This window comes from Rhizobium sp. Root483D2 (genome assembly GCF_001426685.1).
Classification (GTDB): domain Bacteria; phylum Pseudomonadota; class Alphaproteobacteria; order Rhizobiales; family Rhizobiaceae; genus Pararhizobium; species Pararhizobium qamdonense.
Map to the genome: position 1 here is coordinate 301,882 of NZ_LMFB01000041.1, position 21,281 is coordinate 323,162.

Annotated in this window: 25 protein-coding genes; 21 read left to right on the forward strand and 4 right to left on the reverse strand. The window is 58.4% G+C overall.

Going from position 1 to position 21,281, the window contains the following annotated elements; genetic code table 11:
- Window positions 1-8 precede the first annotated feature (8 nt).
- From ASD32_RS26320 to ASD32_RS26325, 3 genes are read left to right on the forward strand one after another with little or no spacing between them, the layout of a single operon-like run.
- Window positions 9-401 (forward strand): hypothetical protein, encoded by a 393-nt coding sequence (locus tag ASD32_RS26320; RefSeq protein WP_060640964.1) that lies wholly within the window; start codon window positions 9-11, stop codon window positions 399-401.
- A gap of 2 nt (window positions 402-403) precedes the next feature.
- Window positions 404-751, forward strand: coding sequence for an HNH endonuclease (locus ASD32_RS29250; RefSeq protein WP_244490278.1), 348 nt, complete (start codon window positions 404-406; stop codon window positions 749-751).
- A complete protein-coding gene (locus tag ASD32_RS26325) occupies window positions 748-1,236 on the forward strand; it encodes a hypothetical protein (RefSeq protein ID WP_060640965.1) in 489 nt (162 codons plus the stop codon). The genes ASD32_RS29250 and ASD32_RS26325 overlap by 4 nt, the downstream gene beginning before the upstream one ends.
- Before the next feature lie 18 nt (window positions 1,237-1,254).
- Here ASD32_RS26325 and ASD32_RS26330 read toward each other — a convergent pair whose 3' ends face one another.
- The gene (locus ASD32_RS26330; protein WP_060640966.1) at window positions 1,255-1,449 is read right to left on the reverse strand and encodes a hypothetical protein; all 195 of its coding nucleotides are present in this window, start codon (window positions 1,447-1,449) and stop codon (window positions 1,255-1,257) included.
- Between the two features lie 146 nt (window positions 1,450-1,595).
- On the opposite strand from ASD32_RS26330, the gene ASD32_RS26335 reads away from it, so the two are divergent.
- The 3 genes from ASD32_RS26335 to ASD32_RS26345 are packed head-to-tail and all read left to right on the forward strand — an operon-like array spanning window position 1,596 to window position 2,723.
- Window positions 1,596-1,907, forward strand: a complete 312-nt coding sequence (locus ASD32_RS26335) for a head-tail connector protein (protein ID WP_060640967.1) — start codon at window positions 1,596-1,598, stop codon at window positions 1,905-1,907.
- The gene (locus ASD32_RS26340) at window positions 1,858-2,316 is read left to right on the forward strand and encodes an HK97-gp10 family putative phage morphogenesis protein (protein WP_348270752.1); all 459 of its coding nucleotides are present in this window, start codon (window positions 1,858-1,860) and stop codon (window positions 2,314-2,316) included. The genes ASD32_RS26335 and ASD32_RS26340 overlap by 50 nt, the downstream gene beginning before the upstream one ends.
- A complete protein-coding gene (locus ASD32_RS26345; protein ID WP_060640969.1) occupies window positions 2,313-2,723 on the forward strand; it encodes a DUF3168 domain-containing protein in 411 nt (136 codons plus the stop codon). The genes ASD32_RS26340 and ASD32_RS26345 overlap by 4 nt, the downstream gene beginning before the upstream one ends.
- A 27-nt stretch (window positions 2,724-2,750) precedes the next feature.
- Here ASD32_RS26345 and ASD32_RS26350 read toward each other — a convergent pair whose 3' ends face one another.
- The gene (locus tag ASD32_RS26350) at window positions 2,751-3,428 is read right to left on the reverse strand and encodes a hypothetical protein (protein ID WP_060640970.1); all 678 of its coding nucleotides are present in this window, start codon (window positions 3,426-3,428) and stop codon (window positions 2,751-2,753) included.
- Window positions 3,429-3,499: 71 nt separating this feature from the next.
- Here ASD32_RS26350 and ASD32_RS26355 point away from each other — a divergent pair, with 71 nt between their 5' ends.
- The 6 genes from ASD32_RS26355 to ASD32_RS26380 all read left to right on the forward strand — a co-directional run bounded on the left by ASD32_RS26355 (window position 3,500) and on the right by ASD32_RS26380 (window position 9,186).
- The gene (locus ASD32_RS26355; protein ID WP_060640971.1) at window positions 3,500-3,820 is read left to right on the forward strand and encodes a phage head closure protein; all 321 of its coding nucleotides are present in this window, start codon (window positions 3,500-3,502) and stop codon (window positions 3,818-3,820) included.
- A 104-nt stretch (window positions 3,821-3,924) separates the two neighbouring features.
- Window positions 3,925-4,239, forward strand: coding sequence for a phage terminase small subunit P27 family (locus ASD32_RS26360; protein WP_244490280.1), 315 nt, complete (start codon window positions 3,925-3,927; stop codon window positions 4,237-4,239).
- On the forward strand, window positions 4,217-5,830 hold the full coding sequence (locus ASD32_RS26365; RefSeq protein ID WP_156383372.1) for a terminase TerL endonuclease subunit: 1,614 nt from the start codon (window positions 4,217-4,219) through the stop codon (window positions 5,828-5,830). Before ASD32_RS26360 ends, ASD32_RS26365 begins: the two co-directional genes overlap by 23 nt.
- Complete coding sequence (locus tag ASD32_RS26370) at window positions 5,830-7,887, forward strand: hypothetical protein (protein WP_060640974.1); 2,058 nt, start codon at window positions 5,830-5,832, stop codon at window positions 7,885-7,887. Before ASD32_RS26365 ends, ASD32_RS26370 begins: the two co-directional genes overlap by 1 nt.
- Window positions 7,888-7,889: 2 nt before the next feature.
- A complete protein-coding gene (locus ASD32_RS26375; protein WP_060640975.1) occupies window positions 7,890-8,255 on the forward strand; it encodes a hypothetical protein in 366 nt (121 codons plus the stop codon).
- Window positions 8,256-8,259: 4 nt separating this feature from the next.
- Window positions 8,260-9,186: a hypothetical protein gene (locus tag ASD32_RS26380; protein ID WP_060640976.1), complete on the forward strand. Its 927-nt coding sequence runs from the start codon at window positions 8,260-8,262 to the stop codon at window positions 9,184-9,186.
- On the opposite strand, the gene ASD32_RS26385 is transcribed toward ASD32_RS26380, so the two are convergent.
- Window positions 9,183-10,631 (reverse strand): P-loop NTPase fold protein, encoded by a 1,449-nt coding sequence (locus ASD32_RS26385; protein ID WP_060640977.1) that lies wholly within the window; start codon window positions 10,629-10,631, stop codon window positions 9,183-9,185. The two genes, ASD32_RS26380 and ASD32_RS26385, sit on opposite strands and share 4 nt — an antisense overlap.
- Before the next feature lie 250 nt (window positions 10,632-10,881).
- On the opposite strand from ASD32_RS26385, the gene ASD32_RS26390 reads away from it, so the two are divergent.
- The 9 genes from ASD32_RS26390 (at window position 10,882) to ASD32_RS26435 (ending at window position 20,141) form a co-directional block, all read left to right on the forward strand.
- On the forward strand, window positions 10,882-11,469 hold the full coding sequence (locus tag ASD32_RS26390; protein ID WP_060640978.1) for a hypothetical protein: 588 nt from the start codon (window positions 10,882-10,884) through the stop codon (window positions 11,467-11,469).
- 663 nt (window positions 11,470-12,132) lie between these two features.
- Window positions 12,133-12,366, forward strand: coding sequence for a hypothetical protein (locus ASD32_RS26400; protein WP_162252707.1), 234 nt, complete (start codon window positions 12,133-12,135; stop codon window positions 12,364-12,366).
- 268 nt (window positions 12,367-12,634) lie between these two features.
- Complete coding sequence (locus ASD32_RS26405) at window positions 12,635-13,669, forward strand: septal ring lytic transglycosylase RlpA family protein (RefSeq protein WP_060640981.1); 1,035 nt, start codon at window positions 12,635-12,637, stop codon at window positions 13,667-13,669.
- A 158-nt stretch (window positions 13,670-13,827) separates the two neighbouring features.
- A complete protein-coding gene (locus tag ASD32_RS26410) occupies window positions 13,828-14,925 on the forward strand; it encodes a D-alanyl-D-alanine carboxypeptidase family protein (RefSeq protein ID WP_244490288.1) in 1,098 nt (365 codons plus the stop codon).
- Window positions 14,926-15,082: 157 nt separating this feature from the next.
- Window positions 15,083-15,781, forward strand: a complete 699-nt coding sequence (gene tmk / locus ASD32_RS26415) for a dTMP kinase (RefSeq protein WP_060641026.1) — start codon at window positions 15,083-15,085, stop codon at window positions 15,779-15,781.
- Complete coding sequence (locus tag ASD32_RS26420; protein ID WP_060640983.1) at window positions 15,778-16,821, forward strand: DNA polymerase III subunit delta'; 1,044 nt, start codon at window positions 15,778-15,780, stop codon at window positions 16,819-16,821. Before tmk ends, ASD32_RS26420 begins: the two co-directional genes overlap by 4 nt.
- Window positions 16,822-16,957: 136 nt before the next feature.
- Window positions 16,958-18,508: a methionine--tRNA ligase gene (metG, locus tag ASD32_RS26425; protein ID WP_060640984.1), complete on the forward strand. Its 1,551-nt coding sequence runs from the start codon at window positions 16,958-16,960 to the stop codon at window positions 18,506-18,508.
- A 12-nt stretch (window positions 18,509-18,520) separates the two neighbouring features.
- The gene (locus ASD32_RS26430; protein WP_060640985.1) at window positions 18,521-19,300 is read left to right on the forward strand and encodes a TatD family hydrolase; all 780 of its coding nucleotides are present in this window, start codon (window positions 18,521-18,523) and stop codon (window positions 19,298-19,300) included.
- Between the two features lies 1 nt (window position 19,301).
- The gene (locus tag ASD32_RS26435) at window positions 19,302-20,141 is read left to right on the forward strand and encodes an MBL fold metallo-hydrolase (RefSeq protein ID WP_060640986.1); all 840 of its coding nucleotides are present in this window, start codon (window positions 19,302-19,304) and stop codon (window positions 20,139-20,141) included.
- Window positions 20,142-20,151: 10 nt separating this feature from the next.
- On the opposite strand, the gene ASD32_RS26440 is transcribed toward ASD32_RS26435, so the two are convergent.
- On the reverse strand, window positions 20,152-21,096 hold the full coding sequence (locus tag ASD32_RS26440; RefSeq protein WP_060641027.1) for a phosphoribosylaminoimidazolesuccinocarboxamide synthase: 945 nt from the start codon (window positions 21,094-21,096) through the stop codon (window positions 20,152-20,154).
- Window positions 21,097-21,281: the final 185 nt, after the last annotated feature.

Consider the following 21,281-nt stretch of genomic DNA (forward strand, 5'->3'; position numbering starts at 1 on the left):
GGGCAGTCATGAAGGATACCTATCACGACACCAAGGCCGTGCAGGCCATTGCCCCGGCAGTCGTCGCGGCAAATACGAACGGCGCCGCCATCGACCTGAAGGGGTTTGATTCCGCGCTGTTCGTCATCAACACCGGAGCCATTGTCGGCGCCGGTGACTTTGGTGTGAAGCTGCAGGAAAGCGACACGACGACGAGCGGCGACTTTACCGACGTTGCCGCAGCGGACCGGCTCGGCGCCCTTCCGGCAACGCTGGCTGCGGATAGCGTCTATCGTATCGGCTATATCGGCTCGAAGCGGAAACGCTATGTCCGTGCCGTCGCGAGCAAGGCAGGCGGCACAAGCATCGCACTCGGCGTCACCGCCGTTCTCGGTCACCCGCACCTGGCACCGGTAGCCTGATCATGCCGGTTCGCGCTCCCTCTGTCTGTGGTCACTGCGGCAAGGCTCATCCTCAAGGTGACACCTGCGCCACGGTGGAGCGCCTGCAGAGGGAGCGCAAGGCACGGTTCGACAAGAAGCGGCCATCGGCTCGCCAGCGCGGCTACACGGCCGAATGGGTGAGAGAGAGCAAGGCGTTCCTCAAGGCCAATCCACTGTGTGGCCGTTGCGAACAGCCAGCAACGCTTGTCCACCACCTTACAGCACACAAGGGCAATCAGCGCCTGTTCTGGAACCGGCTCAATTGGGCCGCCCGCTGCGCCCACTGCCACAACAGCGCCGAGCAGGCGAAAGAAAGGAAACCATCATGAGCCTATATGCAACCAAGGGCCTGAAGCTCTTCATCGGTGCGGCCATCGACCAGAAGAGCGAGGACTTTGTCGCGGCTGACTTCACCTCGCAGACATGGACCGAGATCAAGAACCTCGAAAACCTCGGCTCTCTCGGTGACACTTCGGAAAGTGTCAGTGTCAGCCTCATTGGTGAGGCTCGCGCAAAGATACTGAAGGGCACGCGTTCTGCTGGCACGATGGAAGTGGTGTGCGGCATCGACAATGCAGACGCCGGCCAGATCGCAGCCATCGCCGCCGAGAAGAGCGACTTCGACTTCGCCTTCAAGCTTGAGCTCAACGACAAGCCAGCCACCGGCGCCTCTCCGAAGAACGGCCAGCGCCTCTTCATCGCAAAGGTCATGTCATCGGCTGAGGTGTTCGACAGCGCCAATAATGTGATGAAGCGCAACCTCTCGCTCGCGGTGAACAGCAACGTGGTTCGCGTCGCGGCATCGGCAACGTGAGCTTACAAAATGCTGATGTCAGTCGGTCTGCTTCTCGATCCAAGCAAGAGCTTCCTGCCGGGAACTAAATCCTTCATCCATCGCGACTTTGTAGCGCTTGGTCCCGGTCGCAGTGCTGATCTCACCGACATCGAAGAACGCAGTCACTCCACCATCGGCGTCTCCGATGGTCTTTCGCTCGATATAGAATCGTCCGTGCTCTTCAATGTCCATGAACAGTCTCCTCTGATCAGCAGGTCTAGCAGTCGAAGGTATGGGCGTCATGCCCATACCGGGGGTGGACTTCAACTTTCCACACCTCACAGGGACCGGCGCGGGGAGCACAACGCGCGATTTGACCGAAATAGGATTTTTTACTCATGGCCATCCTCAGCGTTGCAGAACTGAAAGAGCAGATCGGCTGGAGCGATGATCTCGGCGCCGCCGATGACGCCCTGATGGGTCGCAAGATCGCGGCAGCTCAAGACCACATCGAGCGGCTTCTCGGCTTCAAGATCGAGGTGACCTATTCCGGCGCCGTGCCGCCGGCATTGGTCGAAGCCGTCGGCCAGCTTGCCGCGCACTGGTACGAAAACCGCGAGGCAACCCTCGTGGGCGTTACCGCGCAAGAGCTTCCGTTCGGTGTGTGGCCGATCATCAACGAATTTCGGGGGTATTCCTTTGACGGATGATGGTGGACTGGCAAAATTTCAGGCTCGGATGAGGGCCATTCCGAAGGCGGTGCGGGTGGCCGTTGAGCCTGCGCTGATCAAAGGCGGCGAGGAACTGGTCGGCACCATGCGCCAGATCGCACCGGAAGATAGCGGCGACCTGAAGCACAGCATCAAATACACGCCGCCGGGACAGATGACCCCGCCGTATTCGCAGCCAGGCGGGAGCCGTGTGGCAGGCGAGAACGAGGTGATCGTGACGGCCGGTGACGCCGACGTTCGCTATGCGCACCTCGTCGAGCATGGCACCACCGAAGCGCAGGCGCAGCCGTTCTTTTGGCCTGCCGTCCGGCTTACCCGCAAGCGCATCGCCAACCGCATTAAGCGCGCGATTGGCAAGGCCGTCAAAGACAATTGGGGCGGCCGATGACACCTGAAATCGCCCTCCAGAAAGCCGTCCGCATTCGGCTCACTTCTGAGCCCAATGTCATCGCGCTCGTTCCTGCCGCCAACATCCTCGATCGCAACGGGCGCCCGAACCCGCGTCCATCCATCATCATCGGTGAAGGCATGAGCCGGGACGAAGGTGACAGCATCGCGCGCAACCTGACCCGCGTCTGGATGGACCTGCATATATGGATCAAAGAACCATCAACAACAGGCGTCAAGGCCGTGGTCGGGGCGATCCGGACCGCTCTTCGCGAGCGGTTAGAGGCCGGGAATGTCGGCATCCATATCGTAGACGCCTATGTCGAGAGCGCCCGTTTCCTGCGCGATCCTGATGGTGAAACGTCCCATGCCATCGTAACTATCGATGCAAGGGTAGAGGTGGTGTGAATGCGAACCGCTAAGCTCGAAGCTAGCTCACCTTGGAACCGATATTGTGGCAGTGATATATTCGCGTTCCATTGTTCTGAGCGCTTGCTTCAAATCATCCAGATGACTGCAAAGATACTCAAGCGCCTGCAGGGCTGTACTGCAGGCGCGTTCAACCGCGGTCGGGGTATTGAAGTTGCCATCTCGGACAAATGCGAAGTAGCTCTTCGTCTCCGAAATTTGGTTCAAAGATTGCTCGTGATAGAAAGTGACTTCCGGGCTGAAGAGATCTTTAGCTTCGGCGAATTCTTTCCGGACAAGAAGCGCCTGGACGTCGTCGAGAAATTCACGGGCGCGATAGTCGGTGCGCAAATCGTCCGAACTTATCATGCGGAGCCTGTCCAGAAGCTCCCGGCAGGAGATCAAATAATCATCAACCAAGCTGCCATGCGGCGTCATCAGCCTCATGACGCGCAGACGATCTGCTCTCAACGCGAGATAAATAAGGTCTTGGTGCCGCAAGTCGCTTTTCAAGTCGCTCCGTTGCATTTGCCTCACGGTTCCCCATGCGGCGGCCACAGCAAGAACGCCGGCTATAAGAGTTTGATATTTTTCGACAAAGGCCCAAATTTGCCCCTCCGTTCCACCGAGCATTGCCGGTGGAATGATCGCCATGGCCGTGAAGAGAATGGCGAAGCTCGCAAAGGCGCCTTTTGCCGGGGTCATCCGATTCTCTCCACAAATAAACAAACTCTAGTTTCAGATGTGGCAGCCAACAAAAGTCAACAGGTGATCAGATGAGAGCGGGGAAACTCGACCGAACAATTCGCATCGACAAATGGGACGAGGCGCCGGAGCCTGACGACTTCGGCACCGTGAAGCCGAACTTCACGCCGCTCGCCACGCTGCGCGCGCAGATCATGCAGAGCAGCACCGAGGAGTTTATCGAAGCGCAGGGGGCGACCGATGACACGTTGATTGTCTTTCGCACCCGCTGGCTGCCTGGTGTCACCACGGCCGACCGCGTCCATTACGACGGCAAGGATTTCAACATCAAGGAAACCAAGGAAATCGGCCGCCGCAAGGCGCTGGAGCTTCGGGCGGTGAACGCGAAGTGAGAGGAGCGAAGCCACATCTCGTTGTCGACAACGATGCGGTGAAGCGCGTTCCGCCCGCGCCTGGCTGGTTGTCGCCCGACGCCAAGAAGGAATGGCGCCGGGTTATGCCGATCCTCGTCGAACGCAAAATCCTGACCACGGCCGATCTCGCCAGCTTCGAAAACTACTGCACCGCAATCGGTCAAATTCGGGAGATGGAGCGCCACCTTCAGCAGCACGGCCATGTGTTCACGGCCTTCAAGGAAAACAGGGATGGCGAACTGGTGCCGCTGGGCCTGAAGCGCAATCCAGCGGTGGGCATTCAAGCCGACGCAATGACGCGCTCCCGGCTGTTGGCTGCCGAGCTTGGCCTGACGCCGGTCTCCCGTTCACGTCCAGCCATAAGGGATGAAGACGATGATGATTCCCTCGTGGATTAACGACGGCTCGGAGATCGAGGATCCGTTCGGCTACGGCGAGCGCGCTGTTCAGTGGCTGCGCCGTCTGAAGCACCCGAAGAACCCGGCGCGGGGAAGTCCTTTCCAGCTTGACCCATGGGCCGAACGCGTCATCCGCAAGCTCTATGGCCCACGCCACGATGACGGCCGGCGCATCGTTCGGCGCCTGGTGCTGCTCTTGCCGCGCGGGAACCGTAAGACCTCGCTTTGCGCTGCCATCACGCTGTTGCATCTCGTTGGCCCTGAAAAGCTCCCAGGCGGCCTGACGGTTTCGGCAGCGTCGGCGCATGAGCAGGCGATGGAGCTATTCAACGAGGCGGCCATGATCGTGCAGAGCGACCGGCGCCTTGAGAAGCATCTGGCCGTTCGGGAATACACCTCATCCATCACCTATCGAAAGCTTCGCAGCCGCTACATCGCCGTTGCGTCTGATGGCAAGGTGCAACACGGCAAGACGCCGAACGTTGTTATTGCCGACGAGCTGCACGCATGGGAGGGCAAGGCCGGGCAGCGGCAGTGGGAGGCGCTTGATTCCGCACTGGTGAAGGTGCCGGGAACGCTGTTGATCGTCGCCACCACATCAGGACGCGGGCAGGAAAACCTTGCATGGCGCACGGTCGAATACGCCATGAAAGTTCAGAAGGGTGAAATCGACGATACGGCAACGCTGCCGGTGATCTTCGCCGCAGAGAAAGACGACGACTGGAAAGACGAGGCTGTATGGTTCGCTGTCAACCCGGGCATGGTGCACGGCTATCCCGATCTCGACAGCTACCGCGACAAGGCACAGAAGGCGATCAACTCGCCGTCGGATCGCGATAGTTTCCTGCAGTTCAATCTCAATGTCTGGCTCGATCACTCAGCATCGCCCTTCATTGAAATGCCGGTCTATGACGAAGGCCGTGGGGAAGTGGACCTTGCCACCTTCGAAGCCGAGCAGACGCCTTGCTGGCTCGGTGTAGACCTTTCCAGCAACGATGACCTGACGGCCGTCGTCGCGGCCTGGGGCAATCCCGAAGAGGGGTATTCAGTCTATCCGTGGTTCTTCTGCCCTGAAGACAAATTGCGAAAGCGGGCGGATAAGGACGGTGTGCCTTATCCCGCGTGGGCAGAGGACGGCCTTATCCTGCCGACGCCCGGCAATGTCGTGGATTTCCGGATCGTCGAAGACCGGATCCGCGATATCTGCGCCACCTTCAATGTCCGAGAAATCGCCTTCGATCCGCACCTCGCGCGCAACATGCTCAACAATCTCCTTGAGGATGGATTGCCCGCCGTCGAAATGCGGCAGGGCTGGGTGACGATGGCGCCGGCGGTCAAGGAACTGGAGCGCGCCATCATCGGCGGCAGGTTCCGCCACGGTGGTCATCCGGTGTTGCGCTGGCATTTCGATAACATCGCGGTCGAGACCGACAAGGCCGGAAACAAGAGCCTGCACAAGGGCAAGAGCCGGGACAAGATTGATGGCGCGATGGCAACCGCCATGGCGATCGGTCGCGCCGCTGCCGGGAATACCGGTCTTTCCTCTTACGACACGTTCGACGGTGACCTTGATGAATGGAGCGTTGCATAATGCCGACAGATGAAGAGCGCCTGGTCGTCTCGCTTGAAGCGCGGGTCAATGACTTTGAAAAGAAATGGAAGCAGGCGGAGCGCACCGGAACGAACGTGTTCACTGGTCTGCGCCGCAGCTCCAAGACCGCAACACAGCAGATGGAAGATGATGCGGTCCGCTCAACGACCCGGATCAATCAGGCCTTGGCGACCGTCGGCACAAAGGTCGGGAATTTCGGCAAGGCTTTTGCAGGCGGTCTCGCCGCCGGTGTCGTCGGCATGGGCGTAGCCGGCATCATCTCGCAGATACAACAGGTGGCAAAGGGCGTTGCCCAGATCGGCGACGAGGCCAAGCGGGCGGGTCTCAGCATCCAGGCGTTTCAAGAGCTGAAGTTCGTCGCCGAGCAGAACCGCATCGGAGTGGATAGCCTCGTCGATGGCATCAAGGAACTCAACCTCCGCGCTGATGAGTTCATATCGACTGGCGCCGGCTCGGCAGCGGAAGCGTTCGGCCGTCTCGGCTATGGCGCCGATGAGCTTAAGACCAAGCTGAAAGACCCATCGGAGCTGTTCACCGAGATCATCGGCAAGCTGCAGCAGCTCGACCGCGCCGCGCAAATCCGCATTGCCGACGAGCTGTTCGGCGGCACCGGCGGCGAGAAGTTCGTCCAGCTTATCGAGCAAGGGGAGAAAGGCATTCGGGCGACGATCCGCCAAGCCCACACTCTGGGAACCGTCATGTCCGACGAGCTAGTTACCCGCGCCGACGAACTGGACAAGAAATTCAACGCTATCACGACGTCGGTTGGCACCGGACTGAAGACCGCGATCGTTGCGGCCGCCACCGAGTTGCAGAACTTCATCAGCTCGTTTCAGGGCTTCATGGCGGAGTATGAGAAGCGGAAGAGGACTGCCGAGAATGGTGCCGCTATGGGCGGGATGTTAGGAAAGCCATTCGAGCAGAGTGGCGCGAACACGACGGGGAAGACAAGCCGCCTCCCAGCGACACCCACGACATTGCCATCGCAAGAGCAGCTTTCGACCAAGTACCTTGAGAACTACCGCGCCGAACTGGCCCTGACCAATCAGCAGCGGGCCATCGCAGCGGAATCAGAGACAATCCTGGCCAACGCGGCATCCCAGGGGCTGAAGGTCACGAAGGAGCAGGCCGAGGCGCTTGCCCGCGAAAAGGTGGCGCGTGATGAGGGCGAGGCCTCTACGAAGAAGCAGGGCGCATCCAGAGAGAAAGCGGGCAGCCAGGCGGATACCGAACGGCAGCAAATCCGCGATCTGATCGCAGATCTTGAGGAAGAGCTGCGCATCGTCAACCTCTCAGACGTTGCCAAGCGGGCTTCCATCGCATCCCGACAGGCTGGCGCGGCCGCCACCGAGGAAGAGCGCCAGAGGATCATCGATCTATCCGAGGCACTCTATCAAGAGGAGGAAGCCAGACAGCGCCAGGTCGATGCCATGGAGTTCGGCCGCGACCTGACACGCGGCGCGATCGATGACCTCACGGCCGGTTTGGAAAACAATAAGAGCCTCTGGGAAAGCCTTGGGGACGCGGGAGTGAACAGCCTCAAGCGCATCGCTGACACGATGATCGACGACGTGCTCGACAGCATTTTCAAAGTGAACAATGCGGCCGGTGGCGGTGGTGGCATCTTCGGAGCACTGTTGTCTGGCCTTGGCTCATTCTTCGGCGGTGGCAAATCCGCATCGCCCGGCTTCCTTGATAATGGGTTCGATACCGGCCTACCGAAGTTTGCCAAAGGAGGCATTGCGGCCGGCCCCTCAATCTTTGGCGAGGCCGGGCCGGAAGCCGCAGTTCCATTGCCGGACGGCCGGCGCATTCCTGTGGATATGGGAAGCAAGGGTGGTGGCGGCCAAAGCGTCCATGTGACGTCGGATGTGAAAGTCAGCGTCGATGAGAACGGAAATCTAAAGGCATATGTCACCAAGACGGCTACGCAGATCAGCGAACGCAAAGTATCGGATGGGCTTCAGCATTACGATCGCTCAGTGCTGCCGAATAGTTTCCATCGCATCAGGGTTAATCCGAGGAACAGAGGCTGATCATGGGTAATTTGCAAGCACTGCTCTGCGATGAACTGAAAAGTCAGCTCACAGCGAAAGGTGTGGTCAGAGTGACCATACCTGCAGGTGGCGACCTGCTTTGGCGCTGGTTCAATGACCTGTCGGCAACCCGCAGCTACCACATGGCCGGGCCAAACCCGATCAGCTACGCCGAGATATCGGGATATTCCCGCCTCATGGGCCTGCCGATCGAACCGCGCCACGTCGCCGTAATCAGGGCTATGGATAGAACCTACATCGAAGCGGCCTATTCCAAGCGCCAGCAAGCACCTGACGGCGTTAAGACTCTCCCTCCGGTCTCCGAGTATGCCCTGACCGACGGCATGTTCGATGCAATGTTCGGGTGATCCCATGGCCTATCTCGACCACTATCTCGATAAGCGAAATGAACGGCTTCAGCGCAAGCACAAGGCGCCGGCGCGCGTGATCCGCGGTGATCGTCGCGAGCGCGTCGTCGGCGAAGTCATGGACGTTCTAAAGGACTGGCGTCTAAGCCATTTCGAAAACGAAGCGCCGTGCCGCTATGGCTTGCGGGCAGCCCTCTGCCTGGATGGCCACAGTTGGCCAACGGCCGATGTTGAGGCTGATCTTGTGGTTCAGGAGGCGTTAAGCCTCATTGGAGCGGAGCGCCCGTCGTGGGCGGAAGGGCAGTGGGCCTATACCGTCCCGAGGGAGAATTGTGCCTGGTGCTCGATCGCGATCGACGCGGACGGGCAGGCAAACGGCGATCGGTTCTGTTCTGTGATGTGCGCGACGAGTTCGTTTGAGAGCCGGGTCTACAAAGAGGGCGCTCTTGTCGACGGACTGATGCGGCGCGCGCGGGGAATGATCCGCCGAGAGAAAGCACCCACGCTTTGCTGCACCTACTGCGACCGCAAGTTCAAAAAGGAGCGGGCGATCTTTGACAGCTATAGGTCATCGGTTCGCTTCTGCTCAAACGCCTGCGCTGACGCATCGCGGCGGACGCTGGTGGAGATAGAATGCAATTGGTGCAACGAGCGCTTTAGGCCAGACGGGAAGCGGCGAAAATACTGCTCTGCCGATTGCTCAAGACAGGGGATCATCCGTGACATGCGGGCCGCGTTGCCCGAACGCCATTGCTGCCGGTGCAAGGCGGTTTTCCGCCCGAAAAACGGACTGGCGATGTATTGCAGCCGCGCATGCGCCCGCGTGATTTATTCGGCCAATTACTATCAAAAGAAGAAGGCGGCTCAACCGTCGAACGTCATCTACCTCACGGCAGAGATATTCGACGGGTGGTTCAAGAGGGCGGCTTAGGTCGCTGATGAAGAACTAGCGTTCGCCATGCGGCCAGCATTGACGACCAATCCTAACAAATCCACCTGAACACTGGGTGCTGAACGAGGGACGGGTACACCATTCCACTCGCGATCAAAAATGCTGTTAACGTAGCGTGCGCTCGAGTCATCTCGCTCCTTGTTTCCGTATTCGACGATCTTCTGCATGCTATTAAAAATTGAATACGCTTCTGCGTAGATGCGGTTATAGTAGATGCTAAAATCCCTCGAGCGGTTACTATGGCGGTCGTGCGTAATATTTGGCAAAATCCATTGTTTTAGCGCTGGCAGGTCCGGATGGGGCCAGACTGCTTTACCTGATAGATAGAACTGAGCGCACAGCGGGAAGACGAGTGAGATTTCAGCCGGCACTTTATGCGGCCACGCTGTCACTGTTGCGTCAATCATTTCAATTATCTGTTCCACTGCCCGCAGATCCGAGCCAAAACCGAATGCCTTGAATCCTAACGATATTGCTTCCGTAAGTTTATCGTCCGGCGCACGGAGTTTCTCTTGCGGCAGGTCGGCGCAGAGCTTCTGAACAAGCGTCTCAAGCGGTGGTTCGGCAAACACATAGGTTCTGTTGAAGAAGCGCTTCAAGTACCGGAAGCCGTTGAAGTTTGCTCCATAGGCGCCTGCGATGCTGTGCTGAAGTTGATCGGAGTTCGTCGCAAAGACAAATACAACACCTTCAACATCGAACAGGTGCTTGACCCGCTCAAGAAGCTGAACAGCGAATGTCGGTCGGCATCGATCCAGTTCATCCACCAGAATGAATAGTGGTGCCGGCCTCTTGGTCGAGACCGCAGCGATAGAGGCCGCAAGCTTTTCTCTAAAATCCGACATCGCTCGATCGGTGCGTTGGAACCCATCGATAAGCGCTTCGAGTGAAGTATCGAACAGTTTCTCAATCTCACCTTCCGCAACCATTGTTCCTTCAGCGATTGCTGTGGTTAAGTCGCCGTCGCTCTCGCCCCCTTCGGAAATCATCTCACGGAAATCTTCGATTGCGACGCCGGTGTGCTTCTTCAGCAGCGCCTTTCCTATCGCTCCAGCAAACTTTACTGCAATGGGCCCGCCACTCGACTTCACTGCGCCCCACGCTTTGCTGATCGGTCCAGGCTTTTGAACAAAAGGCTCAAAAGCTTTATCGATCGCGGCCATTATAGCGACATAGGGATCCTGCGCATGATCGTCCCGCCAAGCATTAATTCGAGCAACGATATGGCCTTGGCTCTCAAGATCTGCAGCCAGCCCTTCTAGAAAAAACGTCTTTCCGCCACCCCAGTCCGCGTCGACGTTCATCACGTAAGATGCGACGCGACCTTGCGCTTTGCGCTTGTCAATTTGGCCAATGAGAAAATTGTATAAAAACTTAGCGTCATCTTTTCGATTGAGTAGGTCGGCATCCCAGTGTGCAGTCATAATTTTTCCAAACGTGTGCTGGCAAAAGCACTGTAAGCTCCGTCGAATTTTCTCGACATAGCGCCATTGGAGCAAAGCGATTTAGGTGATTCTTCACGTCCTATCCGCGCAACGTGACAGGATGCACGCGGCTGTCAAGGTGGCAGTTGACGGCCAGAACACCTATCCTCCTGGTGGCAATTTACCTTGCCTTTCGTTTGCCATTGGACGAACGTTCGGTGCCGGGGCGTTGTAGGGCCGAAATGGGGGTATGATGACCTTTGGGTTGACGAAAGATTTGCTTTTAGCGATCGATCCAGACACTCGCGCTTTCACGTTGGTGGGTGCGTTTATGGGCCATTTCGCTCTACTTGAAGAGGGCATCAATGCTGCGCTGGGGGAGGTACTGGAAGTCAAAGGTATCAGGAGAGCGATCGTCGCCCGAAACATGTCGTTCGATGATAAGATTAAGACACTCAGAACTCTCGTAAACACTTTCATTTTAAATCAATCCCACGCGAAGGATTTCGATGACCTTGCAAAACGTGCCCGCAAGATCGGCGAAACAAGAAATGTGGTGGCCCATACTCCGTTCCGTAGAAGTGCTCAGTCCGATGGGGTCGAGTTCTTTGCTTTCTCAGCGTCAAGTACATTAAAGTTCATTGAAATGGACTGGCCAATCGACGAGTTTCTGCGGCAGGTTCTATTGATCAATGAAATAGACAATGAGCTGAGATCGATTGATAGCAAGATGGCGATGCAACGCGTAGCTCAAGCACTTATTAACGGACCGGGCCGGAACGGTACATTGGCAAGCGATCAGATGGGCGGATTATTTGGACTACGGGAAGAAGAATAATTTCCGCGCCGTTCTTTCGGTTGATTATTGCGCCAACAGCGCATTAGCTGCGTTCGAGGTCTTCAATCCATCTCGTCAGGGTCGATTTCCGAGCGGCAACTATCTTGCCAATCTTGAAGGACGGTATAACCCTCCGAGCGCTTAAATCGTAGATTTGTCGCCTCGTGAGCCCGATGTACTCTGCAATCGCGTCTGCACCAATTAAGAGGTCGCCTGCTATGGGTTTATCATCCATGGTACTGTCCCGAACGTTGCAAGAACAGATTGCTACCATTTTGCTACCCAACTCGGTAGCACGACCTCAGACACCTTAGCATAAAACGGGATTATGCTGCGCGAAAGGCGTTGTGTTCTGGGCTTTTCGGGGCAGGGCAGGGACGAAGGAAGACGCCGTGAACCGAATTTCAAGACCGGTTCCTTAAACCACTCGGACACTCTTCCTGATGAAGGCTTATAGTGTGATGCCGGTTTGGCGGGTGGTGGTTTCCCGGGCAAATTTTTGGACATCAGCCTGTCACGGCTCGCTTTATAGCTTGCCGATTGCGGACGTCAACCGGTCTGGGGGCGCCAGCGTGGTCGCAGACCGGGAACAATTCTTCGCTCGCCGCCTTTTGACTGATGTTTCAAAGAAAGGCGATGGCGATGTTGAGGACATTTCAGACTGTGAGCCTGTCGATTTTGGTTTCTGCTACGATGCTGGTTGCACCGGGTTATGCGGCGCTTGAAGCCGATGGCGATAACATGGTGGACATGGCAGCGGTCGCAGTTGCAGACCATCAGCAGGTCAGCGGTCCGGTCTGCATACCACCCGAGCCGCAGTATTTATCCACATTCATTCGTGACATGGATGGTACCATTGTCGGTATCCGCTATGACATCATCGATTATGTCTGCTAGGACAGCGTATTCTTCGTTTTTAGTTCATACGATACATGCGTTTTCAAGTGTCATTTGATCAGACCTGCAAATATCTGCAGGATACCTGTGTTAACTATTCGCTAACCATAATCCCAATTGTTTCATTCCAGCACGGTTAACCATTCGCATTTTCGCCACGTTGTTGTCATGATTAATCGACTGTTACATTTCGGGACGCCGGAACTTTCGCGGAGGCAAACGCGCGAAGGGACTGCGTACGGCTTATGCGAATGGCGATGTGGGGCACATGACTTCCAATCTGACGGCGGCTTTTTTCTTCAAGGGATTGCGCGTTGCGGCCATCCCGATGCTTTGCGTCGGGCTGGCGGCCTGTGGATCGACGACCAGCGTCGCCAAGGGCAAGCCGCGCAGCAAGGAATATTTTGCTGAATCGATTTACGGCGTGAAGGCCAGTCCGCGCGTCGTTTCCGAGGGGAAGGCCGTTCCCAAGGGCGGCGGCCGCTATCAGGTCGGCAAGGCCTATCAGGTCAAGGGCAAGTGGTATCAGCCGAAAGAGGATTTCGGCTATAACAAGACCGGCATGTCGTCCTGGTATGGCTCCGCGTTCCATGGCCGCCTGACGGCGAATGGCGAAGTCTACGACAAATATCATCTGTCGGCTGCCCATCCGACTTTCCCGCTGCCAAGCTATGCCCGCGTCACCAATCTTGAAAACGGCACTTCCGTCGTGGTCCGGGTCAATGATCGCGGTCCTTATGAATATGGGCGGATCATCGACGTCTCGTCGAAGACAGCCGACTTCCTCGACATGAAGCGCAAGGGCAGTGCCCAGGTTCGCGTCCAATATATCGGCAAGGCGCCGCTCGAGGGCAATGACATGCCCTATCTGATGGCATCCTATGTGAAGAAGGGTGACCGCAGCCCGAACGCATTCCCAGAAGGCCAGATCGCCTCCGGTGTCATGGTCGCGTCGAACGAGCCGCTGCGCAAGCAGGCCGGCAATCTCGGCACGCTAACCATTCCGTCGAAATCCAACATGGAGATGGGCGTGCCGGTTACGGCGCTCGCCGAAGCTGCGACGCCGCGTGCGTCATCGGCAGGGCTTGATGCCTTCGCAATGCTGCCGGAGATCGGTCCGATCCCGCGCGAACGGCCGGACTATGTCCCGATGCCGAATGGCAATATGGCCTATGCGGCAGCCTATGTCGAAGCGCGTGTCAGCGATTCCGACACCGCTTTCGATGCCATTCTCGTTGATCAAAACCCTTTGACGCCGAATTCGATCGTCGAATACGCCAAGCGCAAGACCGTCCTGCGTTAGAGCTCGTACGATCACTGAGGCTCTAAAGTCTCATCCCGATCCTTCGCGATTGATCACCGGTGGCCCGGCTGCTATTGCCGGGAAAGGCACCGGAGTTTGGAATGCATATACGGCTGTTCTCGGTTTTCATTGCTCTCGTGCTGATTGTCAGCGCGCCCATGGCGGCTCTGGCGCAGGCTTTTGAGACGAAGGCGAAGCAGGTCTATCTGATCGATGCAGAGACCGGCACGGTCCTGTTTGCAAGGGACGAAAACGCCGTTGTTCCACCCGCGTCTCTGGCCAAGTTGATGACGATGGAAGTCGTTTTCGATGCGATCGGCAAGAAAGAACTGACGCTGGATACCGAATTTCCCGTTTCCGAGCATGCCTGGCGAACCGGTGGCGCACCATCGGGCACATCGACGATGTTTGCAGCGCTGAAATCGCGCGTCCGCGTCGCCGACCTTATCCAGGGCGTGACCGTCCAGTTGGCCAATGATGCCTGCATCATTCTCGCAGAAGGGATGTCGGGCAGCGAGGAGGCCTTTGCCAAGCGCATGACCGAGCGCGCCCGTGAACTGGGCCTGAGCCGCTCGGTGTTCCACAATGCCACCGGCCTGCCTGATCCGGAAAACAAAACCACCATGCGCGACATGGCGCTGCTCGCCCAGCATATCCAGACCACTTATCCCGACCTGTTCAAATACTATTCTAAGAGCGAATTCGAATGGAACAGGATCCTCCAGCGAAACCGCACGCCTCTGATCTCGGCCAATATCGGCGTCGATGGATTTGCCACCGGGTTTGCCGAAGGGTTCGGCTTTGGCATGGTCGCCACCATGCAGAAGGACGCAAGGCGCGTGTTTCTGGCGCTTGGTGGTCTTGCCACGGATAAGGAACGCGTCGAGGAAACGCGCAATATCCTCGACTGGTCGATGACGGCCTTTGAACGAAAGCGGCTGTTTGAAGCCGGCGATAGCGTCGGGGAGGCGAGTGTCTATGGTGGCGCGGTCTCGCATGTGCAGCTGGTCACTGCCCATGCAGTCGATGTGCTCGTGCCGGTCAACAATCCGGAGCGGCTTTCGGCCAAGGTGATCTATCGCTGGCCGCTTGCCATGCCGGTGGAGGCGGGCAGGGAGGCAGGCATGCTGAAAATCTGGAGCGGCGAGCGGTTGCTGCGCGAAGTGCCGGTCGAAACCAATGCGGCCATTGGCCAGGGCACCCTTTCGGGCCGGGCGCTGGATGCGCTGCAGGAATTGTTGTTCTTCTGGCTCTGATGAAATGACGCGGCCAGCGGTTTCGCGGCTGGACACAATCAGCTACACAAACCCGGTGCCCTGCTTCGCATTCGCCATAGGCTCTGGTGGCCGAGGCAAGCTGCGGCGCGGACATCTCTTCGATGTTCAATGGAAAAATGACCTACGGGAATTGATGGTGTCTGTCGGAACAGGTGTGTTTGTTACATTCGAAGGCGGCGAGGGGGCTGGCAAATCCACCCAGATCCGGCTGCTGGCCGATGCGTTGCGCGAGCGCGGCTATGCTGTTTTGACGACGCGCGAGCCTGGTGGTTCGCCCGGCGCGGAAGCCGTGCGGCATGTGCTGTTATCGGGTGCCGCCCAGGAATTCGGCGTGCGCATGGAGGCAATCCTGTTTGCGGCCGCCCGCAGCGACCATGTCGAGGAAATCATCCGGCCGGCGCTTTTGAAGGGGACTGTCGTCCTTTGCGACCGTTTCATGGATTCCTCGCGTGTCTACCAGGGCGTGACCGGTAATCTTGAACCAAGCTTCATCGAAGCGCTGGAGCGCGTTGCGATCAACGGCGTTGCGCCCGATTGCACGATCATTTTCGATCTTCCCGCAGCACTTGGCCTTGAGCGCGTCAGAAAAAGGGCAGGGGCGGCGGAAGTCCTGACGGGCCAGGAAGTCGAGCTCGACCGCTTCGAGAAGGAAGAGCTCGAAACCCATGAAAAGCGCCGCGAGGCCTTCCTCGATATCGCCAGCGCCGACCCGGCGCGGTGCCATGTTGTCGATGCGGCCGCCTCCGCCAGCGACATCGCCGCCGCCGTGCTTGTCATCATAGAGCCCTTGCTGCCCGGATCGGGCCATGGGCCGGATACGGAAGCGGCGCAATGAGCACGGACAGGTTCGACGTTCTGGACGGCGCCATTTCTCCGGCCGAAAACATGCGCCTGTTCGGCCATCAGGAGGCGGAGCATTTTCTGGCGCAAAGCTACCGCTCGGGGAAGGGGCATCATGCCATCCTCATCGAAGGGCCGGAGGGCATCGGCAAGGCGACGCTCGCCTTCCGCTTTGCCAACCATGTGCTGACCCATCCCGATCCGGCATCCGCACCGTCGGAACTTGGTGACCCCGATCTAAATTCGATCGTTAGCCGCCAGATGGCTTCGGGTGCCTCGCACAATCTTTTGCACCTCACACGGCCTGTCGATGACAAGACCGGCAAGGTGAAAAGCGCCATCACCGTCGATGAAGTGCGCCGGGCCGGAAAGTTTTTTTCGCAGACATCCGGCACTGGAAACTGGCGGATCGTCATCGTCGATCCCGCCGATGACCTCAACCGCAACGCTGCCAATGCGATCTTGAAAATTCTCGAGGAGCCGCCGAAGCGCTCGCTGTTCCTGGTCCTGACGCATGCGCCGGGCAAGCTCTTGCCGACCATCCGTTCGCGCTGCCTGCCGCTGCAACTGAAACCACTGGCGCCGGATGCGATGCGCGCTGCCATGAGCCATCTCGGCTTTGACCTCTCTGGACCGGATGGGCAAAAGGTTCTGGCAGCGGCGCATGGCAGCGTGTCGGAGGCGTTGAAGCTGATCAATTATGGCGGCCTTGACATCATGGCGACGTTCGAGGCCATTCTGGCCGGTCAGGAACCGGGTATCCGCAAGGATATGCACAAGCTGGCCGACGTGCTGGCGGGCAAGGACAGCGAAACGATCTTTGCGTTCTTCATGGCGCTGGTCACCGGCCATATGATGGGCGAAGCGCGCCAGGCCGCCCATTCCGGCGATATTGGAAGGGCAGACCGGTTTGCGCGCCTTTCAAGCAGCGTGACAGAGCGGATCACCGTGGCGCAGGCCTACAATCTGGATCGCAAGCAGACTGTTCTCTCAATTCTGGACGATCTCAGGGCAGCGTCCCGCGCCATGGCCTAGACGTTCACTCTGCCAGTATGCGCAGGGACTGTGCGGCAGAACCGGGTAGCTTTTCTAGGCGCGCACTGTTTCATCCCGCCGTTGGATGCGCTAATAGCCAGACACCAAAAGATCAGACACAGGCCGAAACCCGATCATGACCGATACGTCTCCCTTCTACATCACCACCGCGATCTCCTATCCGAACGGCAAGCCGCATATCGGCCATGCCTACGAGCTGATCGCGACCGATGCTATGGCGCGCTACCAGCGGCTGGAGGGGCGCGACGTCCTGTTTCTGACGGGAACCGACGAGCACGGCCAGAAGATGCAGCAGACGGCGCGCAAGGAAGGCATCAGCCCGCAGGAACTGGCAGACCGCAACTCGGCCGAATTCAAGAGCATGGGCGCTCTGCTGAACGCGTCCAACGACGACTTCATCCGCACGACCGAACCGCGCCATCATGAGGCCGTCCAAAATATCTGGAACCGTATGGCCGATGCCGGCGACCTCTACAAGGACAGCTATTCCGGCTGGTACTCGGTGCGCGACGAGGCATACTACCAGGAAGGCGAAACGGAAGTGCGCGCGGACGGCGTGCGCTACGGGCCACAGGGCTCACCCGTAGAATGGGTGGAGGAAGCCAGCTATTTCTTCAAGCTGTCGGCCTATCAGGACAGGCTGCTGCAGCATTACGAAGACAATCCGGACTTTATCGGCCCGGCTGAGCGCCGCAACGAGGTGATGTCCTTTGTGAAATCCGGCCTGCGTGATCTCTCGATGTCGCGCACGACCTTCGATTGGGGCATTCCGGTTCCCAATGATCCCAGCCATGTCATGTATGTCTGGGTCGATGCGCTGACCAACTATATTACCGCGACCGGCTACCTCACCGATCCGGAAGGCCCGCGCGCCAAATTCTGGCCGGCCAATATCCACATGATCGGCAAGGATATCATCCGCTTCCACGCCGTCTACTGGCCAGCGTTTCTGATGTCTGCCGGCCTGCCCTTGCCGAAGAAGGTGTTTGCCCACGGCTTCCTGCTCAACAAGGGCGAGAAGATGTCGAAGTCGCTCGGCAATGTCGTCGATCCCGTCAATCTGGTGGAGCATTTCGGGCTTGACCCGATCCGCTACTTCTTCCTGCGCGAAGTCTCTTTCGGCCAGGACGGCAGCTATAGCGAGGAGGGGATCGCAACCCGCATCAATTCCGATCTGGCCAATGGCATCGGCAATCTGGCCAGCCGTTCGCTGTCGATGATCGTCAAGAACTGCGAGGGCCAGATCCCTGAATGCGGGGCCCTGAGCGACGAAGACAAGGCGATGCTGGCTGCCGCCGACGCGTTGCATGCCTCGACCCGCGACGACATGAATGCGCTGATGATCCACCGGGCACTGGCCTCGATCATCGCCGTCGTCTCGGAAGCCGACCGGTATTTCGCAGGCCAGGAACCCTGGGCATTGAAGAAGACCGACCCGGCGCGCATGGCGACCGTTCTCTATGTCACCGCCGATGTCGTGCGCCAGATCGCCATTCTGCTGCAGCCTTTCATGCCGGAATCATCTGGAAAGCTGCTCGATCTCGTGGCTATCCCCGCAGATCAGCGCAGCTTCGCGTCCCTTGGTGAAGCAGGCCGGCTGGTGGCCGGAACCGCACTGGAAGCCCCCAAGCCGGTGTTCCCGCGCTATGTGCCGCCGGAAGCTTAAGGACGGCCCGTCATGCTGATCGACACCCATTGCCATCTGGATTTTCCGGATTTCGACGCTGAGCGCGATGCGATCATCGCGCGCGCGCGCGCTGCCGGCGTCCGCCAGATGATCACGATTTCGACGCGCGTGAAGAAGTTCGACACGATCCTTGCGATTGCAGAGGCCAATGCCAACGTCTTCTGTTCGGTCGGCACGCATCCGCACAATGCCGATGAGGAACTGGATATCGAGGCGGACGATCTGGTGCGCCTATCGGCGCATCCGAAAGTGGTTGCGATCGGCGAAGCCGGGCTCGATTATTTCTATGATAACGCGCCCCGCGACGCGCAGGCGACCGGTCTGCGCCGGCATATTGCCGCTGCCCGGCAAACCCAGCTGCCGCTGGTCATTCACAGCCGCTCTGCCGACGACGACATGGCAGCAATCCTGACCGAGGAAACAGGGAAGGGGGCCTTCCCTTTCCTGCTCCATTGTTTCTCCTCCGGCCCGGATCTCGCCAAGGTCGGCGTCGATCTCGGCGGCTATATCTCGTTTTCCGGCATCCTGACTTTTCCGAAATCGGAGGAGCTGCGCGCGATCGCCGAGACCGTTCCGCATGACCGGATGATCGTCGAAACCGACGCGCCGTATCTGGCGCCCAAGCCGTTCCGGGGAAAGCGCAACGAGCCGGCCTATGTGGCGCACACCGCGCAGGTTCTGGCCGAAACCATCGGCGTTTCCACGGACGAGATTGCTGCGATCACGACAGAGAATGCTTTCCGCGTCTTTTCTAAAATGCCGAGACTCTGACATGGCGGTGAGGCGGGTCTTCACCATCCTTGGCTGCGGCTCGTCTCCCGGCGTGCCGCGCATCAATGGCGACTGGGGCGCGTGCGACCCCGTCAACCCGAAAAACCGCCGCAGCCGCGCTGCCTTGCTGATCGAACAGACCGGCGCCGACGGCGGCACGACTACCATCGTCATCGATACCGGACCGGATTTTCGTGAGCAGATGATTGCAGCGAACGTCAAGACTATCGACGCGGTCTTCTATTCGCATCCGCATGCCGATCATATTCACGGCATCGACGATCTGCGCGGTTATGTGCAATCCACCGGCAGACGCATGCCGATCTGGGCCGATGCGCTAACTATGGAGCGCATCCGCGAGGGGTTCGGCTATTGCATGGAGACGCCGGCGGGCAGCAACTATCCGCCGATCGTCGAGCCGAACATTATCGATCCGTCGCTGGCCCCCGTGGCGATTACCGGGGCCGGGGGCACGATCCGGCTGCAGCCGGTGCTTCAACACCACGGCAGCATCATGTCGATGGGCTTTCGCATCGGCGGCTTTGCCTATTGCAGCGATGTCAGCGATTTCCCGCCGGACACGATCGGCAAGCTCACTGGGCTGGACATGCTGGTGATCGACACGCTGCAGTACAAATTCCACCCGAGCCATCTATCGCTGGAACAGTCGCTCGGCTGGATCGAACGGCTTTCGCCGAGGCGCGCCGTGCTTACCCATATGCATACGCCACTGGATTACGCGACGGTGATGCGCGAAACGGCCGATCATATCGAGCCGGCCTATGACGGCATGCGGCTGGAGTTCGACGTCAGCGGCGAAGCCGTGGATGACGTCCGGTGAATTTTCGGCTTCAGCTGAAATATGGCTGAAGATTTCTTATGATACGATCGAGAACAGTGGTGCCGGAACGATCTGGCGCAAAACGCTGGCCGGTGATCGTCTCATAGGCTTCGATATAGACTTTTGACGTCTGTTCGACGAGATCGGCCGGAATTTCCGGGATTTTATCCTTGTAGGGATCGCAGCGTTCGGTCACCCAGGCCCGCACGAAATCCTTGTCGAAGCTCTTGGGCCGTGCGCCGGCTTCAAAGCTCTGCGCATAGCTTTCGGCGATCCAGTAGCGGCTGCTGTCTGGGGTGTGGATTTCGTCGGCGAGCACAATACGGCCGTCCTTATCGGTGCCGAATTCGTATTTGGTATCGACAAGAATGAGACCGCGTTCGGCGGCACGCTCTTGACCGCGCGCAAACAGCGCCAAGGCATAGCGCGAAACGGTGTCCCATTGTTCGGCGGTCAGAAGTTTCTGCGACAGGATTTCATCGGCTGAAAGCGGCTCGTCATGGCCGCCGTCGAACGCCTTGCTGGTTGGCGTAATGACCGGTTGCGGCAGCTTCTCATTGTCCTTCAGACCGTCCGGCAAGTGGATGCCGTACATATCGCGCTCGCCATTGCGGTATTTGGTCAGGATCGACGTGCTGGTGGTCCCGGCAAGATAACCGCGCACGACGATCTCGACCGGCAGGATATCCAGCCTGGTGCCGATGACGACGTTCGGATCCGGATAGGATACGACATGGTTCGGGCAGATATCAGCGGTTTCCTCAAACCAGTAACGCGCTGTCTGGGTCAGAACCTGGCCCTTGAACGGGATCGCCGTCAGGATGACATCGAAGGCACTCAGCCGGTCCGTCGCAATAATGATGCGGTTGCCATCCGGCAGATCATAATTCTCGCGCACCTTGCCATTGTAGCGTCCTGGCAATTCGGGAATGAAAGCATCTGAAAGAATGCGCAAATCGCTCATCGGGTCCGGTCTTTCGCTGACGGTGGAGACCGGTATCGCTTAAGCCTTGGAGCGTGGCAAGGTCAAGACGGGGCAAGCTGGAATGCAGCTGGTGGCGCGGTTTCTGATGCAGTTTAGTTCCATAATCTATCTTATGTGATAGATATATGTAGCCGGGTGGGTTCAAGGATGAAGTG